Annotated in this window: 14 protein-coding genes and 1 riboswitch; of the genes, 3 read left to right on the forward strand and 11 right to left on the reverse strand. The window is 68.8% G+C overall.

Translation table 11 applies throughout. The annotated features are described in order from the left end of the window. Positions 1-138: 138 nt before the first annotated feature. Complete coding sequence (glyA, locus tag ABZW18_RS09375; protein ID WP_356184374.1) at positions 139-1,425, reverse strand: serine hydroxymethyltransferase; 1,287 nt, start codon at positions 1,423-1,425, stop codon at positions 139-141. A 39-nt stretch (positions 1,426-1,464) separates the two neighbouring features. Next, positions 1,465-1,599, reverse strand: a riboswitch (ZMP/ZTP riboswitch). Between the two features lie 113 nt (positions 1,600-1,712). On the opposite strand from glyA, the gene rocD reads away from it, so the two are divergent. Then, entirely contained in the window at positions 1,713-2,918 is a 1,206-nt protein-coding gene (gene rocD / locus ABZW18_RS09380; RefSeq protein WP_356184377.1) for an ornithine--oxo-acid transaminase, read from the forward strand. Positions 2,919-3,085: 167 nt separating this feature from the next. On the opposite strand, the gene ABZW18_RS09385 is transcribed toward rocD, so the two are convergent. From ABZW18_RS09385 to ABZW18_RS09410, 6 genes are all read right to left on the reverse strand, one after another. After that, positions 3,086-3,424: a phytase gene (locus ABZW18_RS09385; protein WP_356184380.1), complete on the reverse strand. Its 339-nt coding sequence runs from the start codon at positions 3,422-3,424 to the stop codon at positions 3,086-3,088. A gap of 13 nt (positions 3,425-3,437) precedes the next feature. Beyond that, positions 3,438-3,626: a hypothetical protein gene (locus ABZW18_RS09390; protein ID WP_356184383.1), complete on the reverse strand. Its 189-nt coding sequence runs from the start codon at positions 3,624-3,626 to the stop codon at positions 3,438-3,440. Positions 3,627-3,687: 61 nt separating this feature from the next. Continuing rightward, positions 3,688-4,872, reverse strand: a complete 1,185-nt coding sequence (locus ABZW18_RS09395) for a glutathionylspermidine synthase family protein (protein ID WP_356184385.1) — start codon at positions 4,870-4,872, stop codon at positions 3,688-3,690. Positions 4,873-4,881: 9 nt separating this feature from the next. Continuing rightward, positions 4,882-5,238: a hypothetical protein gene (locus ABZW18_RS09400; RefSeq protein ID WP_356184387.1), complete on the reverse strand. Its 357-nt coding sequence runs from the start codon at positions 5,236-5,238 to the stop codon at positions 4,882-4,884. A 147-nt stretch (positions 5,239-5,385) separates the two neighbouring features. After that, complete coding sequence (locus tag ABZW18_RS09405) at positions 5,386-7,986, reverse strand: DUF3376 domain-containing protein (protein WP_356184390.1); 2,601 nt, start codon at positions 7,984-7,986, stop codon at positions 5,386-5,388. Positions 7,987-8,079: 93 nt separating this feature from the next. Then, positions 8,080-9,603, reverse strand: a complete 1,524-nt coding sequence (locus ABZW18_RS09410) for a PLP-dependent aminotransferase family protein (RefSeq protein WP_356184489.1) — start codon at positions 9,601-9,603, stop codon at positions 8,080-8,082. A 221-nt stretch (positions 9,604-9,824) separates the two neighbouring features. On the opposite strand from ABZW18_RS09410, the gene ABZW18_RS09415 reads away from it, so the two are divergent. Further along, positions 9,825-10,325 carry a carboxymuconolactone decarboxylase family protein gene (locus ABZW18_RS09415; protein WP_356184491.1) on the forward strand — a complete coding sequence of 167 codons (501 nt, stop codon included), beginning with the start codon at positions 9,825-9,827 and terminating at the stop codon, positions 10,323-10,325. A gap of 283 nt (positions 10,326-10,608) precedes the next feature. After that, a complete protein-coding gene (locus ABZW18_RS09420) occupies positions 10,609-11,187 on the forward strand; it encodes a Uma2 family endonuclease (protein ID WP_356184393.1) in 579 nt (192 codons plus the stop codon). Between the two features lie 48 nt (positions 11,188-11,235). Here the strand turns inward: ABZW18_RS09420 and ABZW18_RS09425 are convergent, their stop codons facing one another. The 4 genes from ABZW18_RS09425 to ABZW18_RS09440 form a co-directional block, all read right to left on the reverse strand. Next, a complete protein-coding gene (locus ABZW18_RS09425; protein ID WP_356184395.1) occupies positions 11,236-12,204 on the reverse strand; it encodes an ABC transporter substrate-binding protein in 969 nt (322 codons plus the stop codon). Between the two features lie 54 nt (positions 12,205-12,258). Further along, positions 12,259-14,277 (reverse strand): ABC transporter permease subunit, encoded by a 2,019-nt coding sequence (locus ABZW18_RS09430; protein ID WP_356184397.1) that lies wholly within the window; start codon positions 14,275-14,277, stop codon positions 12,259-12,261. Positions 14,278-14,350: 73 nt separating this feature from the next. Continuing rightward, positions 14,351-15,460 (reverse strand): glycine betaine/L-proline ABC transporter ATP-binding protein, encoded by a 1,110-nt coding sequence (locus ABZW18_RS09435; RefSeq protein ID WP_356184400.1) that lies wholly within the window; start codon positions 15,458-15,460, stop codon positions 14,351-14,353. After that, positions 15,457-16,992, reverse strand: coding sequence for a GMC oxidoreductase (locus ABZW18_RS09440; RefSeq protein WP_356184403.1), 1,536 nt, complete (start codon positions 16,990-16,992; stop codon positions 15,457-15,459). Before ABZW18_RS09440 ends, ABZW18_RS09435 begins: the two co-directional genes overlap by 4 nt. Positions 16,993-17,035: the final 43 nt, after the last annotated feature.

Here is a 17,035-nt window from a genome sequence, read left to right on the forward strand (position 1 = left end):
AACCGGAACACCGACCGGAACCGGAGCGCGCGCCGCCCGGGAGAGGCGCGCGGCTGCGGGGCCGGGTGCTGCTGCGGGGCCGGATGCTGCGGCGGCGCTGGGCGCGGAAGTGGCGGCGGTTGCTGAGCCGTCAGGTCTCTAGGCCGTCGGGAGTCCCGGTGCCGGGTACGCGCTCATCAGGTCGGCGACCTCGGCGCGGATGGCGGTGAGAGCGTCCTCGTCACCCGCGCGGGCAGCGGTCACACCGCGGTCGATCCAATGCGCGACGAGCGGCATGTGCTCGGCGCCGAGGCCTCGTGAGGTCAGGGAGGGGGTACCGATGCGGATGCCGGACGGGTCGAACGGCTTGCGCGGGTCGTAGGGCACGGTGTTGTAGTTCACCACGATGCCGGCCCGGTCCAGAGCCTTCGCGGCCACCTTTCCCGGCACCTCCTTGGTGGTGAGGTCCATCAGGATCAGATGGTTGTCCGTGCCTCCCGAGACGAGATCGAAGCCGTGCTCCAGCAGTGCCCCGGCGAGGGCCTTGGCGTTGGCCACCACGGCGTGCGCGTAGTGACGGAAGGAGGGCTGGGCCGCTTCGTGCAGAGCGACCGCGATGGCGGCGGTGGTGTGGTTGTGCGGGCCCCCCTGCAGGCCGGGGAAGACCGCTTTGTCGAGAGGCTTGGCATGGGACTCACGGGACAGCAGCATCGCGCCGCGCGGGCCCCGCAGGGTCTTGTGGGTGGTGGTGGCGACGACGTCGGCGTGCGGGAACGGCGAGGGGTGCGCGCCGCCCGCGATCAGGCCGGCGATATGGGCGATGTCGGCGACGAGGACCGCGTCCACCTCGCGGGCGATCTCCGCGAACGCGGCGAAGTCGATGGTGCGGGGCACAGCGGTACCGCCACAAAAGATGATCTTCGGGCGTTCCTTGCGGGCCAGTTCCCGCACCTCGTCGAAGTCGACGAGGCCGCCCCCTTCCGATGCCGTAGCCGGCCGCACGCCGTACTGGACACCGCGGAACCAGGTGCCCGTGGCGGAGACGCCCCAGCCGTGGGTGAGGTGGCCGCCCATCGGCAGCGCCATGCCCATCACGGTGTCGCCCGGCTCGGCGAACGCCAGATATACGGCGAGGTTGGCGGGCGAACCCGAGTACGGCTGGACGTTCGCATGCTCGGCCCCGAAGACCGCCTTCGCCCGGTCGACGGCCAGGGTCTCGACTCGGTCGATGTTCTGCTGGCCTTCGTAGTAGCGGCGGCCGGGGTAGCCCTCGCTGTACTTGTTGGTCAGGACGGTGCCGGTGGCTTCGAGCACAGCCTGAGAAACATAGTTCTCGCTGGGGATCATCCGCAGCGTGTCGGCCTGGAGCTGCTCCTCAGCGGCGACCAGCGCAGCCAGTTCGGGGTCCTCGGCCGAGAGGGCGGGATGCGACAGAGAAACGGTCATGGGGTCCTCCGGGGTCGATCCGAATGTCGGTTCACGAACCCGGGGTGCCCAGGCGGGCGGCACCTCGTGGCGGCGATGGCCACACACTGCTCCCTCGTGGTTGTTTCCACGCGCTGCGCTCCGCCTCGCTCTCTCGAGCCCTGGGGAGCAAAGCCGCCAGTCGCAATGTGCCCGCACAGTCTATTGCCTGTGGCGTACTGGAGCAGTTCCGGAAGGTTTCTTCGCAATCCACCCGAGCGACGATAGAAATGAGCACCAACCCGCAGCTACACCGAACGGAGCATCCCGTGACGACTACGGAAAGCAGCATCGCCGCAGCCGAGGCGCACAGCGCGCACAACTACCACCCGCTGCCGGTCGTCGTCGCGTCCGCAGAGGGCGCCTGGATGACGGATATCGAGGGACGACGCTTCCTGGACATGCTCGCCGGATACTCCGCGCTCAACTTCGGCCACGGCAACCGGCGGCTGATCGATGCCGCCAAGGCCCAGCTGGAACGGGTGACCCTCACCTCCCGGGCCTTCCACCACGACCGGTTCGCCGACTTCTGCTGTCAGCTCGCCGAGCTGTGCGGCATGGAGATGGTGCTGCCCATGAACACCGGCGCCGAGGCCGTCGAAACAGCGGTCAAGACCGCCCGCAAGTGGGGCTACCGGGTCAAGGGCGTCCCCGACGGCCAGGCGAAGATCGTCGTTGCCCGTAACAACTTCCACGGCCGGACGACCACCATCGTCAGCTTCTCGACCGACGCCGAGGCCCGAGCGGACTACGGTCCGTACACGCCGGGCTTCGAGATCGTGCCGTACGGGGACCTGACGGCGCTCGACGCGGCGGTCACCGACAACACCGTCGCCGTACTGCTGGAGCCCATTCAGGGCGAGGCCGGGGTCCTGGTGCCGCCGACCGGCTATCTGGCGGGCGTCCGGGAGATGACCCGGGAGCGGAATGTGCTCTTCATCGCGGACGAGATCCAGTCCGGGCTGGGCCGGACCGGCCGGACCTTCGCCTGCGAACACGAGGGTGTCGTCCCCGACATGTACATCCTGGGCAAGGCCCTGGGCGGCGGTGTCGTGCCGGTCTCGGCGGTCGTGTCGTCCACGGGGGTACTGGGCGTCCACCGCCCCGGCGAGCACGGCTCCACCTTCGGTGGCAACCCGCTGGCCTGCGCGGTCGCCCTCGAGGTGATCGCCATGCTGCGTACCGGCGAATTCCAGCAGCGTGCCACCGAGTTGGGCGACCATCTGCACGCCGAGCTGAATCTGCTGATCGGCGGCGGCGCTGTGGAGGCGGTCCGTGGCCGCGGACTCTGGGCCGGGGTGGACATCGCCCCGAGCCATGGCACGGGCCGGCAGATCTCCGAGAAGCTGATGGACCAGGGCGTACTGGTGAAGGACACCCACGGCAGCACGATCCGGATCGCACCGCCGCTGGTCATCAGCAAGGAAGACCTGGACTGGGGCCTCGACCGGCTGAGGGCGGTACTCCAGAGCTGAGCACACAGCGGCACGGCAGTACGGCCTGACGGGCAGGTCGGCAGTACGGCCTGACGGCATTACGCATTGGCAGTAAGGCGGCACCGGTACGGGCCGCGGGCGCGAGGGCCTGGCCCGTACCAAGGGGGCTGCGCAGCTTTCCGGCCGCGCGGCCCCGCCGTCCGGCGTCAGTCGGACTCGCGCCGGTCGAACGACTCCGTGTCCACGATCAGTTTCTGCGGGAAGGCCGACGCGACGGTGTCCCACCGGATGAATGTGAAGTTGGTGCCCTCGCGGCCGACATCCGTCGGAGTCGCCTCTCCGTCATGGGCGACCAGGAGACCCTTCGGGAAGGCCCTCCCCAGCGGGACGTTGAGAACCGTCGACCCGTCGGAGTGCTCCACCCCGTCGGTGGCCGGGCCGTCGGTGGCCGGGCCGTCCGTGACGGCGAACGACCCGAGGTAGGGATCGCGGCCACCGCGCGCGTAGGCGGCGAAGGTGTGGTCGCCCTGGCTGGACGCCGGCACGTAGCCCGTGCCGTCACCCGCGTGGCGGACGGTGAACGCCCTCCGCGTCGGCGCCCAGGCCGCCGTGGCCGGGGTCGTTCGCCGTGTCGGGCACGCACTCCGCATCCTCGTACGTCCACGGCACCCCGTACTCGCGCACCTTGTCGAAGAGCCGAGGGCGGTCGAACTCCTCGTCGTCGAGGTCGATCCGCGACAGGCCCACGTTCCTCCTGAGCCGCGTAGAGCACTCGCTCCTCTCACTCCGGCTCGCTCCCGCGACCGGCTCAGAGGATGACGTGCGGGATGAAGCGCGCGTACTCGTCCGTGATCAGACCCGACGACTCGCGGATACCGAGCCCGGCCGCCTCGTCCTCGACCACCCATGCGCCGAGCACCACCCGGTTGCCGTCGAAGTCGGGCAGCGGCGCCAGCCCCTGGTAACAGCAGGCCTCATCACGCACTTCGGGCACCGAGCGCGGCTGATGCACGGTGACGCCCGCGCCCTCCCGCCCCAGCAGCGGCTTGGCCACGTACCCCGAGGTCTCGGCCAGTTCCCGCGGCCCGTCCAGATACGCGGGCAACAGATGGGGATGCCCCGGGTACAGCTCCCACACCACGGCCATCAGCGCCTTGTTGGACAGCAGCATCTTCCAGGCGGGCTCGATCCACAGCGTGCTGCCGGTGCCACCGCCATTGTCGAGAGTGTCCAGGACGTGTGGACCGAACCTGTCCGTGGCCAGCCACTCCCACGGATACAGCTTGAAGCAGCTGCGGATGAAGCGGAGCCGCGTGTCGACGAACCGGCCCGAGAGCCCGTCCCAGCCGATGTCCTCCATGGAGATCGCTTCGGTCTCCAGACCCGCCTGACCTGCCGTCTCCCGGAGGTACGCCACGGTCATCAGGTCTTCGCCGAGCTCGTCCCCGGCAGAGTGCGCGAAGTGCACGGGCGCGCCGGGCGGCAGCAGCGCGGCCTGTCGCTTCCAGGCCTCGACGAGCCGCTCATGCAGGGAGTTCCACTGGTCGGCGCCCGGAAAGCGCTCCTCCATCCAGAACCACTGCGGGCCGGCGGCCTCCACGAGCGAGGTGGGCGTATCGGCGTTGTACTCCAGCATCTTGGCCGGGCCCTCGCCGTCGTAGCGCAGGTCGAACCGTCCGTAGATGCTGGGCTGTTCGGCCCGCCGCCGCCAGGACTCGGCGATCAGGGCCGCGAGCCGCGGGTCCTGGATTCCGAGGTCGGCGAAGCGGCCGGTGTCGACGATGTGCGCCGCTGCCGCCAGGCACATGTGGTGCAGTTCCTCGACGACTTCCTCGAGCGCCTCGACTTCGGGCAGCGAGAACTCGTAGTACGCGCTCTCGTCCCAGTAGGGGCGCAGCGAGTCGTCGGGAAAGCGGGTCAGCGGATAGATGAGGCCCTGCTCCTCGACCGTGGACTGCCAGTCGGGGCGCGGGGTGATGGTGTGCCGGCGCATGAGGGGTGATCAGCCGCCGCCGGTGCCGGAGCTGCCGAACCCGTCCCGGTCCACCGAGGAGGAGCCGGACGAGCCGCCCGACGAGCCGCTCGAGCTCTTCTTGAAGTGGCCGTCCGAGGCCCAGCCGTCGCCGACCTCCGCGTCGTAGTACCAGGCGGAGTCGCGTCGGGAGGCGCTCTTGGCGGAGGTCGAGCCGGCGCACTGCTTGTTGTCGACGACCCGGTACCCCTTCAGATAGTTGTAACTGTCGCGGTCCACGCACCGCTTGTCGGGGTCCGAGCCGCATGCGGTGAGGGCCGCGGCGAGCGCGCCCATGCCACCGAGGATCACCGCGCCGGACCGCATCCGGCGTCGTATTTCTGCCATCTGTCTTCGCCCCCGTCGTGTTCATGCCTACTGAGCAAGATCAGCGTAGGGGTAGCGCTGCTGCGCGCCGCCGCGGGGTCTGCAGTCCTCCGAGGTCGCCTGCGGGCCTCCGGGTCGCCTGCGGGCCTCCGGGGTGTCTCGGCCTGGTCAGTTCGCCGCCGCGTAGAGCCCCACGCCCAGCCCGGCGCCGATCACCAGACCTGCCACCAGGCCGATCAGGAGGATGGTGCTCACGAGGGTCCAAGCGTCTCTCTTCGCTCCCTCGACGGCCGCTCTGCGGACCGTCAGTGGATCCACCCTGTAGGCGGCTGTGACGCCTTCCCGCAGAGACCTCGTCATTCGACGGATCCGGCGGAGTGTTCTGTTCTGTCTGCCGGCGAGCTCCGACGTGGTCAGGGAGGGCGAGAGTACGCATCGCCCGATGTCGACGAGACGGTCCCAGACCTTCATCCAGGAAGGCATGGGATCGCGGTCGGCCGGCCTGCCGGATTTTTCGAGGAGCTCCAGTACGGCGCCGGTGACACCTTTCAATGTCTCCTTGGCAGCGGAGTTCCCCGCATAGAAATCCTTCAGCAGCTTGCTGTCGCTCTTCTTCAGCTCCTTGAGGTTTCCCTCCATCCAGCCACGGGCGGATTCTTCCGACGGCCGCTCCTGCGGACTCGGTCCCGGAGCCTCCGCTTCGAGGATCGCGGCGTGGAGTGCGGCCTCCTCACGTCTGCGCTCCTGATCACTCATACCGGGGAGCAGATGCAGCAGATGGTGCGCGGCGTCGAGACGCCCCCAAGCGAAGTCGGACCTGCGCCAGTCGGCGTTGACGAACGCTCCGAAGTGCTGGAGCCGGATACCGTACAGCTTGCGGTCGCCCAGATCGTGGAATCGGTCCTCGTCGAACAGCGGGCTGATCTTGTCAGGGCCGAGCCGTAGGAACTGGAAGTCCGGCGCCAGCGGCTCGACGATTTTCGAGGGCGGCTCGTACACGCGGGTGACCACCTCAACTGCCAGGCAGGACGCCACCACTCTGTCCGCGTTCCATTTCCGCCGGCCGTCCACCTGCCTCATGGCGCGCACATGGGCCTTGCTCGCCTTCTCGATGAGCGCGTTCACCTCTTCCGGGATGTTCATGTCGTCGAACACCCGCTGATACAGCCTCGCAGCCCCCTCGTCCGCGATGTCGTCTCCACCGGCGTGCATCCCGAGCTCGGCCTCGACAGCGTCCAGCATTGCCAGTACTTGATGCAGATAACCGTTGACCTGCTGCGCGCCCTGGATCAGAGCGCGCCGTTTCTTCGGATCGTGCTCCTCAGGTTCACCGGGAAGCAGTGGCTGGTGAAGGTGTCCGAGCAGACACTGCAGAACGCGCTCCGCCGCGACGAGACCCCAGCGCCAGCCCTCCTTGCGCGGGCCGCGGATCTCCCTGGGATCCAAGCGCGGAACCCAGTTGGGGGCAGGAAGTCCGCTGTCGGCCCTCCGGCCCCTGCCGAGGACGTCATCGATCCAGCTGCCATCCGGCTCCGGCATGACGGACAGCCCGCTCACCGCGCCGGATGCGGCGATGCGCTTTCGGGCGTGATGGAGGACGGCAACGGCACGATTGCGCCGGTACTCGCCGAGCAGTTCCTTCGCCACTTTCTGAATGCGCTCGTCGAGCTCACGGTCTTCGGTAGTCCTCGCGAAGAGTTCCAGCGCCTTGTCCCGGATGCTGCCCCCCAAGAGATCGGCCAAGGCCTCCGCGCCGGATCGGAAATTGGACTCCTGTGGATATCGAAGTGCATTGACACCGCATTTGTACCATTGGATCTCATCGCAGGACAGATCCTTGGTGTCCTCGCGCTCGGCCCGGCCGCCGGAGGGGACGACATAGACGACAACGCGCCGGACGGGACTCTCCATCTTGCGTCTGGTAATGGCATCGAGGACCGGCCCGAAGGGCGCGTTGTTGAGCACCCCGCCGTCGATGACACAGCTGGCGGGGAATCCGAGCTCCGGGGCGGGATCCCGACGGAACTTCACCAGTGGCCGCTCGTTGACCGGCGGGAATGCGACCGGAAAGCCGGCGGTGGCTCGAGCGACCTGGACGAGTTCCGGATTCCTGGCCATCGCGAAGTCGGCGTGATTCTCCAGCCCGAATCCCCAGGTTCGACAGTCCCCTTTCGTGAAGATCACCCGCTCGCCGTGCTGAAATTGATACAGCCGGCGGTGGTCCGGTACATCGAAATCCGCCCCGAAGCCGTCCCTGAATTGCCGACTTCGCCCGTCGAGAGCTGTCGCCGTCACAAAGAGCGTGACCGACTGCTGGGTGCATCCGGCGCATTCATCGATACGCCCGAGGGCATCATTGATCTTCTGCTCGAAGGACTCGCCGCTGAGCACACTCGTCTTCGAGAGGGGTTTGATGAGCTTGTCCAGGGCGGCGGATTCCTCCCATACCTGACGGAGGTTGGGCAGGGCCGAGCCGCGGGCGAGCGCCGTGGCGAGCAGCAGACCGTTCAGACCGCCCGCGGACGTACCGGACACGATGTCGATCGACACCCGGGTACCGGCCTTTCGGGCCAGTCTCGCCCAAATCTTGAACACCGGCAGATCCGCCTCGTCCGGAACGGCATTTTCCACATTCCCGCTGGACGCGCGCCGGAGCAGGTCCAGTTCGTGTGTGACGCCGCCCATCCACACGGCGAGGCTGACCCCGCCGTTCAGGACGAGAGCGAGCCGGGTTTCATGATTCCGGGCGTCATCGTCTACATCCGTCATATGCGCAAATTAGGCCGGGGCGGTATGTGTCGCTGAGCGGGCTCGGCCGTTCGGCGTAAGGCCGGGACACAGCGAATCGCGGCGTCAGCGGCGTCATGGCAGGACCCGGCACAGGGCATCGATGGCGCCTGCGAAAGCGTGGTCGGGTGGGGTGCCGTAGCCGACCACGAGGCCGTCGGAGCCTCCGGCGCCGGCCAGGCCGTCATCCATGCCGCCGCCCTCGCCGCCTCCCGAGCCGTCGCCCTTGCCGACGTCCATGCCGTCGCCCATGCCAGGGCCGTCACTGTCGGCCTCCGTCGCGGCGGCGTAGCGGTATCGGCTCAGGCCTTCCAGCGCCAGGCCCTGCCACGCGGCGCCCTGCACCACGGACCGCTCGGTGCCGGGCGGCAGTTCGAGTACGGCGTGCAGACCGGCCGCGATGCCGGTGACACGGATGTGCGGAGCGCGCTCGGCGAGCGCGGCAACGAGCTGATCGCGCCGCCGCCGGTAGCGCAGCCGCATACCGCGCAGATGGCGGTCGTACGCGCCGCAGGTGATGAACTCGGCGAGGGTCAGCTGGTCCAGCGCGCCGATCAGCCGCTCCGCCGCGCTCTTGGCCGCCAGCACCTCGCCGACCAGATGCCCCGGGAGCACCATCCAGCCCAGCCGCAGCGCGGGCGCGAGGCTCTTGCTCGTGGTCCCCAGATGGACGACCCGCTCGGGGTCGAGCCCCTGGAGCGCCCCGACCGGCCGGCGGTCGTAGCGGAACTCCCCGTCGTAGTCGTCCTCCAGCACCAGCCCTCCGGTCCGCCGCGCCCAGTCCACGACGGCCGCGCGGCGGTCCGGCGACAGGGGCATGCCCGTCGGGAAGTGGTGTGCCGGAGTGAGCAGCACGGCGCGTACGTCCCGGGCGGAATCCAACTCCTCGACGCGCGTGCCGTGTTCGTCCTTGCTCAGCGGGACGGTACGCAGCCCGGCCCGGTGAATGAGATCCCAGTGGAAGTCCAGCCCGTAGGAATCGACGGCCACCGCACCCACACCGGTCGCCGAGAGCGCCCTGCTGAGCAGCATCAGCGCCTGGACGAACCCGGCGCAGACGACGATCCGCTCCGGGGCGGCGCGTACGCCGCGGGCGCGCGCAAGGTAGTCGGCGAGCGCGTGGCGGAGCTCGGGGCGGCCGGCGGGGTCCCCGTAGCCGAAGGCGTCGCTGGGCGCGGCTGTCAGGGCACGGCGGGCGGCCGAGAGCCATGCGGCTCGCGGGAACGAGGCGAGATCGGGTGAGCCGGGCATCAGGTCGTGGGCCGGGCGGGAGGAGCTGCGGACGGACACGCCCATACGTGCACGGGAAGGCTGCCCCGGGCTTCTCCCCGAGCGCTGTCCGGAAGGCCCGCCCGAGGACCCCGGTGAGGGACGGCCGCCGGGCGGCTCGTGCGCGGGCTCCTGGAAGACGGCGCGGCGGGCGACGCGGGTGCCCGAGCCCTGCCGGGCGGTGAGCCAGCCCTCGGCGACGAGTTCGCCGTAGGCATCGGCGACGGTGTTGCGGGCCAGCCCCAGGTCGGAGGCGAGGGCGCGGGAGGAAGGCAGCCGGACGCCGGGGGCCAGCCTGCCGGTGCGGACGGCGTCACGCAGGGCGCGCATGAGCGCGTCCCGTACGCCCGTGGTCCCGCCGGCCGGCAGGTGGGGCAGCTCCAGATGCAGATCGGCTCCGGAGGCGGCACCGGATGGCAGCGGGACATCCCGTGGGGCGTCCGGCGTCGAATTGGCCCATGAATCCTCCATGGAAATGGACCATACTCCGACGCCATTTCCCCCGTAGCGTCATCCCCATGACGACGAAGACGACGGAGACGACGAACGCGATGAATTCGACGAAGGCAGCGAACGGGAGCATCCAGCTCCACGGCCCCCGGATGAATCTCCCCCAGCTCGCCCCCGAGGTCTACAAGGCCATGATCGCGCTCGACAGGGCCGCCTCGAAGGGCGTCGATCCGGTTCTCGCCGAGCTGGTGAAGATCCGTGCCTCGCAGCTCAACCACTGCGCCTTCTGCCTGGACATGCACACGAAGGACGCCCGCGCGGCGGGCGAGCGCGAGGACCGTATCTACCTCCTCAGCGCCTGGGAGGAGGCCACCGGCTACTACACGGAGAAGGAGCAGGCCGCGCTCGCTCTCACCGAGGCGGTCACCGTCCTGACCGACGGCTTCGTGCCGGACGAGGTGTACGCGCGGGCGGCCGAGCACTTCGAGCAGGCCGAACTCGCCCAGCTCATCAGCCTGATCCTCGTCATCAACGCGTGGAACCGGATCGCCGTGACGACCCGGTCGGTGCCGGGCTCCTACCAGCCCGGCGGGCACCGGTGACCTCCTGGGCGGAGGCGCTCCGCGCCCTGCACCACGGCCGGGAGCCGGACGGCCCTCTCGTGCTCCCGGGCCCCTGAGCTTTCTGCTCGCGGCGACGGTGACGCGCGGCGGCCCTGTCACCCATCTGCCGTAACCCGTTATCCCCGCACTCGTTTTCGAGACGGGGGCATTTCACCGGATCGCGCATGTGCATGGCGCATCATGGTCGTAGGCCCCCGCAAGGCAGTACGGCACACCAGTACACGCCCAGAGAGAGGGGGCACCCGATATGGGAGGTCTCGCGATGACGGCGCCGCTGCCCGACCACGAGTTGGAAGACCTGCTGCGTACCTACGAGCACCTGGAGGTGCCGGAGGGGCAGCGAGCAGAACTTATCGGGGGGGAGATCGTCATCTCACCGACGCCCGCGAATTTCCACAACTGGATCTACAGCGAGCTGCACTACTTGCTCGGCCAGAGAGCCCGGCCACGTGGCTGGTCGGTCACCAACACCACCACCGTCGTCCTCCCGGCGACCGGTGAGCACTTCATCCCGGACCTGATCGTCTGCGAATCAGCAGCGCTCCGGGACACCGAGGACTGGCGGATCACCGCCGAGGATGTGCTGCTCGCCGCCGAGATCACCTCGCCGTCCACCGCACGGCGCGACCGGACCGCCAAGGTCTGGGGCTACGCCCACTCGCTGCTGCCGGTCTACCTCTTGGTGGATCCGCAGGACGGCGAGGGGAGCACGACCGTGTACGCCAACCCTGACGGCAAGGGCTCGTACCGTGACCAGCACCGGGTGCTGTTCGGGGAGAAGCTGCTCCTGCCCGAGCCCTTCGGCCTCGAGCTCGACACGTCCGTGTTCCTCAAGACCTGACGCCCGATGGGGGGCGAGCCGGAGAGCCCGGCCCGCCCCCGACCGCGGTTACTTCTTCGGCAGCCAGGCCTTCCAGACGTCCGGGTTGGCCTCGACCCACTTCGCGGCGGCGGCATCCGCGGACATCTTGTCGCCCGCGATCATCGTCGCGACCTCGTTCTGCTGCTCCGTGGTCCACTTGAAGTTCTTCAGGAACTCCGCGGCCTTGCCGCCCTTCTTGGCGAAGTCGGCGTTGAAGAACTTCTGCAGCGGGGTGTTCGGGTAAGCGCAAGTGATCTTCTTCGGGTCCTTGTCGCAGCCTTCCTTGTACTCCGGCAGCTTCACCTCGACCAGATCGACCTGGGAGTTCAGCCACTGCGGCGTCCACCAGTAGGTCAGGAACGGCTTCTTGGCCTTGACGTTCTTCTTGATCTCGGTGATCTGCGCCGCCTCGCTGCCCGCGTACACGGTCTTGAGGTCCAGCTTCAGGTTCTTGATGATCGCGTCGTCATTGGTGACGTAGTCGGGCGAGCCCTCGAGCAGCTGGCCCTTGCCGCCGCTCTCGGAGGTCTTGAACTGGTCCGCGTACTTGTTGAGGTTCTTGTAGTCCTTGACGTCCGGGTGCGCGTCCGCGAAGTACTTCGGGACGAACCAGCCGATGTGACCGGTGACGCCGAGGTCGCCGCCCTTGACGACGGCCTTCTTGTCCTCGATGTACTTCTTCTCCTGCTCGGGGTGGCCCCAGTCCTCCAGGACGGCGTCGATGTCGCCCTTGGAGAGCGCGTCCCAAGCGAGGACCTCACCCATCTGCTGGGTCTTGACCTTGTAGCCGAGCTTCTTCTCCAGGATTTCCTTGGCCACGGCGACGTTGGCCTCGGCGCCGACCCAGGACGGGACCGTGAGTTTCACGGTCTTCTCCGACTCTCCGGCGGTGTTCGACTTGCCCGTCTCCGCGGCACCACACGCGCTCAGCGCGAGCATGCCGATCGCGCCGGCGGTGGCTATGGAAGCTCTGAGGACCCGCTTGTTGTTAGACATGGAACTTATTCCTTTTCTGTGATGTTTTGGCTTGGATTGCCACAAAACGATGCTTCAGCTGTCTTTCCGCGTGGCAGCGGTGGGCTGAGTGACCCGGTCCAGCATCAGACCGAGGCAGACGATGGCAGCTCCGGCCACCAGACCGACACCGAGGTCGCCGCGCGAGAGGCCGAACACGACGTCGTAACCGAGCGCCCCGCCACCGACCAGACCGCCGACGATCACGACGGCGAGAACCAGCACGACGCCCTGGTTGACGGCCAGCAGGAGAGCGGGCCGGGCCAGCGGGAGCTGCACTTGACGCAGTTGCTGGATGCCACCGGCGCCCAGCGAGCGGGCGGCCTCCATGGCGGCCGGGTCGACCTGCCGCAGCCCCTGTGTCGTGATGCGGACGACAGCGGGCAGTGCGTAGACCACCGCCGCGACGATGGCGGCGGAGCGTCCGACGGCGAACAGCGCCACCACCGGGATCAGATAGACGAACTGCGGCATGGTCTGCATGGCGTCGAGCAACGGGCGCAGCATCCGCTCCACCCATCCGACGCGGGCCGCGAGAATACCGATCGCGAAGCCGAGCACCAGGGTCAGCACGAGGCCGGCGAGCACCTGGGACAGCGTGTCCAGGGACTTGGGCCAGACCCCCATCACCCCGACCGCGGACATGGCGAGTACGGCGGTGAGGGCGGTGCGCCAGGTGCCGACGAGCAGGGCGAACGCCCCGACCAGCAGGAGCACCAGCCACCAGGGCATGGTCTGCAGCCCCTCGCGCAGCGGGTTCAGCAGCCAGTCCGTGAAGTGCCCGGCCCACACCTCGGTACCGCCGATGAGCGGCAGGCCGTCGTGCAGGTTCGAGATCACCGACTCGTTGAAGGTGTTGACGGATGAGGAGATGTCGACCGTCCACGCCTCCGGCCAGATCTTCGTGACACCGGAGAGCTTGCCCGCGACCACCGCCGCGACCGTGCCCGCCAGCACAGCGACCCAGCCGCGCAAGCCGCGCAGGAAGCCCGGTCCCGTGGAGTGGGCGGGAGCGTCGAGCTGCTCGCCCGCCGCCGCGGTCGTACGGTCCAGCCAGATGGCGAGCAGCACGATCGGGACACCGGCGGCGAGCGCCTTGCCGACATCCACGGTGGACAGCGCCTCGTACACCTCCTGGCCGAGACCGCCCGCGCCGACCAGCGCCGCGATGACGACCATCGACAGCGCCATCATGATGGTCTGGTTGAGCCCGAGGAGCATTTCCTTGCGGGCCAGCGGGAGCCGGGCGGTCCACAGCCGCTGCAGCGGACTCGCGCCGAGCGAGGCGGAGGCCTCCAGCACCGTCGGGGCGGCGCCGCGCAGCCCGAGCGCGGTGAGCCGGGCCATGGGCGGGGCGGCGTAGATGACGGTGGAGAACAGCGCGGCCGGTGTACCGGTGCCGAAGATCAGCACGAACGGCAGCAGATAGGCGAAGGCCGGCAGCACCTGCATGGTGTCGAGCACCGGCCGCAGCATACGGTTGAACCGGTCGGAGAGACCGGCGGCCAGGCCGAGGAGCAGGCCGACGACGGCCGAGACGGCGACCGCCACGATCATCAGGGCGAGGGTGAGGATGGCGGGCTCCCACATGCCCAGCAGCCCGCAGAGCGCGAACGCGCCGAGCGCGGTGACCGCCACGCGCAGACCGGTACGGCCCATGCCGCCGGCCCGCCAGGCCACCAGTACGGCACCCAGGGTCACCCCGATCCAGCCCATGGCCTGGAGCACCTGGTAGACGGCGTCGACCGAGCTGGTGGCCGCATTGCTGAGGTGCAGCAGGAAGTACAGGAACAGCGGGTGGGTCTCGCGGTTGTCGATGACCCAGTCGTTGAAGGAGTTCAGCGGCCCCGAGAGGTCGACGCTGAGGGCAGTCGGCCAGCTGCCGCTGCCCCACACGGTGGCCGCCACGGGTGCCAGCACCGCCGCGACGACCGCGAGCAGCAGGAACTTGACGCGCAGGGGATTCGCCAGCAGCGCCTTGATCCCGCCACGCCGTACGGGCTCGCCGTCGGCTTTGCGTATCTCCGGGGCCGCCTTGGTGGCGGTGGCGCTCATCGGACCTCCTCGCAGGGCAAGGAGGCACCGGTGTGCCGCACGCCGCGGTTGGCTGTTCGCTCGGTGCGCCGGCTCATGCCGCCACCGCCTCGGCTCCCACCCCGGCGACGACGGCGAGCAGCTGCTCGGAGTCGACGACGCCGAGGCACCGGCCGCTCTCGACCACGCGAGCCGGGGTGCCGGCGCGGGCGACCGCCTCGATCGCCTCGGCGACCGTGGCGCCGGGGGCGACGGCCGGGCCGTTCTCGCCCTCGTCCCCCTCGGCGGGCCGCATGGCGCTGCGCACGGTGATGACCTGCTCACGCGGTACGTCGCGGACGAAGTCGCGTACGTAGTCGTCCGCCGGCGCGGAGACGATCTCCTCGGGGGTGCCGAGTTGCACGATCCGGCCGTCGCGCATCAACGCGATCCGGTCACCGAGCCGCAGGGCCTCGCTCAGGTCGTGGGTGATGAAGATCATCGTGCGGCCCTCTTCGCTGTGCAGCCGGATGACCTCCTCCTGCATGTCGCGGCGGATCAGCGGGTCCAGCGCGCTGAACGGCTCGTCGAAGAGCATGACCTCGGGGTCGACGGCGAGGGCGCGGGCGAGGCCGACGCGCTGCTGCTGGCCGCCGGAGAGCTGGCTGGGACGGCGCTCCTCGAGGCCGTCGAGGCCGACCTTCTCCACCATCTCGGCGGCCTTGGCGCGCCGCTCGGCCTTGCCCATGCCCTGGATCTCCAGGCCGTAGGCGACGTTGTCGAGGACGGAGCGGTGCGGCAGCAGGCCGAAGTGCTGGAAGACCATCGAGGCCCGGTGCCGGCGCAGCTCACGCAGCCTGGCACGGTCCATGGCGAGGACGTCCTCGCCGTCGATGGCGACGCTGCCGGTGGTCGGCTCGATGAGCCGGGTCAGACAGCGGACGAGCGTGGACTTGCCGGAGCCGGAGAGGCCCATGACGACGAAGACCTCGCCCTTGCGGACGTCGAAGGAGACATCGCGTACGGCGGCGGTACAGCCCGTTCGCTCCCGCAGCTCGGCAGGGGAGAGGTCGGCCTCCGCGCTGCCGGGTATGCGGTCGGCTTTCGGTCCGAAGACTTTCCACAAATTTTTAACGGAGAAAACGGGCGCTTCGTCCGTTTCTTCCGTTTTTGTCACCGAATGCGGAGCAAGCCCGCCGGTCGCACCGATTCCCGTTGCGGTCATCGGCCATCACCTCCATTTTTCGAGCCTGCTGCGAGCAATTCCACGCACTTCTCCCCGACCATCAGGACGCCGATCATCGGGTTGACGGCGGGCATTGTCGGAAAGACGGACGCATCGGCGATCCGGATGCCCTCCAAGCCCCGGATCCTCAACTCCGGGTCCACTACGGCGAGCTCATCGGTGGCAGCGCCCATTCGGCAGGTGCCCGCCGGGTGGTAGACGGTATGCGCGACCTTTCGCGCGTATTCGCTGATCTCCTCGTCCGAGGTGACTTCCGGGCCGGGACAGACTTCGCGCTTCAGCCACTTTGCCAGCGGTTCGGTCCTGGCAATTTCGCGCGCTATCCGGATCCCGTCCACGAGAGTACGTCCGTCGTAGTCGTTCTCGTCCGTAAAGTACCGGAAATCCAGCGCGGGCTTCACGGACGGATCGGCGCTGGTGAGGTAAAGACGACCGCGGCTGCGCGGCTTCGGAATGTTAGGGGTCATCGACACACCGTGCTCGGGCTTCTCGTAGCCCAGCCGCTCCGGGTTGTCGGTGAAGGGGATCTGGTAGAAGTGGAACATCAGATCCGGCCCCTTGGACTCCGGGTCCCGGCGCACGAAGAGACCCGCGTCCGAGTCCATGGCGGAATTCTCCGGAATCGGCCCGTCGGTTTCCCAGACGATGACCGACTCGGGGTGGTCGAGCAGGTTCTCGCCGACACCCGGCAGATCGTGCACGACGGGCAGGCCGAGCGCCTCGAGATCGGCCTTCGGCCCGATGCCCGAGTGCATCAGCAGCCGCGGGGTGTCCACCGCGCCCGCGCAGACAAGGACTTCGTTGCGAGCCTCGACCAGAAGCTCCTCGCCGTCCTTCGTACGCACATGGACTCCGGTGGCCCGGCTGCCGTCGAGCTCCAGCCGGTACGCCCAGGTTTCCAGCATGATGTGGAGATTCGGGCGATCCAGGAAGGGGTGGAGGTAGGCGACCGACGCCGAGGACCGCTTGTTGTCCTCCGGGTGGTAGGAGAGATCGAAGAATCCGGCGCCCTCGTGGAACGGCTCCTTGTTGAAGCCCTCGACGCGCGGTACGCCCAGCGAGTCCTGCGCCGCCTGGACGAAGTCGCGGGCGATGGCGTTCCGGTCCTTCTCGTCGACAGCCACGATGTTGTTGCGCAGCCGGTCGAAGTACGGGGCCATGGACGCCGCGTCCCAGCCCTCGGCGCCCGCTTCATCCCATTCATCCCAGTCGGACGGCAGCGGCTTGAAGCTGATCAGGGTGTTGTGCGAGGAGCAGCCTCCCAGCACCCGCGCGCGGCTGTGCCGGATGTGGGAGTTGCCGCGCGGCTGCTCGGTCGTCGGGTAGTCGTAGTCGAGCTCGCCGCCCAGCAGACCGAGCCAGCGGCGCAGCGTCAGCACCTCGGGCCGGTCGATGTCGGACGGTCCGCCCTCGATGAGGGCGACGCTGACGTCCGGGTTCTCGGTGAGCCGGGAGGCGATCACCGACCCCGCGGTGCCGCCGCCGACCACGACATAGTCATAAACGGGCATGGACTCTTGCTCCTCTGCAAAGTGCGTGCGTGTCACTTGCTGC

The sequence above is a fragment of the Streptomyces sp. NPDC004647 genome, from assembly GCF_040609575.1.
Lineage (GTDB): Bacteria > Actinomycetota > Actinomycetes > Streptomycetales > Streptomycetaceae > Streptomyces.

Bases quoted from the DNA above. Each gene is read 5' to 3' on its own strand.
- ABZW18_RS09420 (WP_356184393.1), top strand. From the start codon at position 10,609: ATGACGGCGCCGCTGCCCGACCACGAGTTGGAAGACCTGCTGCGTACC.
- ABZW18_RS09435 (WP_356184400.1), bottom strand. From the start codon at position 15,460: ATGACCGCAACGGGAATCGGTGCGACCGGCGGGCTTGCTCCGCATTCG.
- ABZW18_RS09425 (WP_356184395.1), bottom strand. From the start codon at position 12,204: ATGTCTAACAACAAGCGGGTCCTCAGAGCTTCCATAGCCACCGCCGGC.
- ABZW18_RS09395 (WP_356184385.1), bottom strand. From the start codon at position 4,872: ATGCGCCGGCACACCATCACCCCGCGCCCCGACTGGCAGTCCACGGTC.
- ABZW18_RS09415 (WP_356184491.1), top strand. From the start codon at position 9,825: ATGAATTCGACGAAGGCAGCGAACGGGAGCATCCAGCTCCACGGCCCC.
- ABZW18_RS09410 (WP_356184489.1), bottom strand. From the start codon at position 9,603: ATGCGCGCCCTGCGTGACGCCGTCCGCACCGGCAGGCTGGCCCCCGGC.
- glyA (WP_356184374.1), bottom strand. From the start codon at position 1,425: ATGACCGTTTCTCTGTCGCATCCCGCCCTCTCGGCCGAGGACCCCGAA.
- ABZW18_RS09430 (WP_356184397.1), bottom strand. From the start codon at position 14,277: ATGAGCGCCACCGCCACCAAGGCGGCCCCGGAGATACGCAAAGCCGAC.
- ABZW18_RS09400 (WP_356184387.1), bottom strand. From the start codon at position 5,238: ATGGCAGAAATACGACGCCGGATGCGGTCCGGCGCGGTGATCCTCGGT.
- ABZW18_RS09440 (WP_356184403.1), bottom strand. From the start codon at position 16,992: ATGCCCGTTTATGACTATGTCGTGGTCGGCGGCGGCACCGCGGGGTCG.
- ABZW18_RS09405 (WP_356184390.1), bottom strand. From the start codon at position 7,986: ATGACGGATGTAGACGATGACGCCCGGAATCATGAAACCCGGCTCGCT.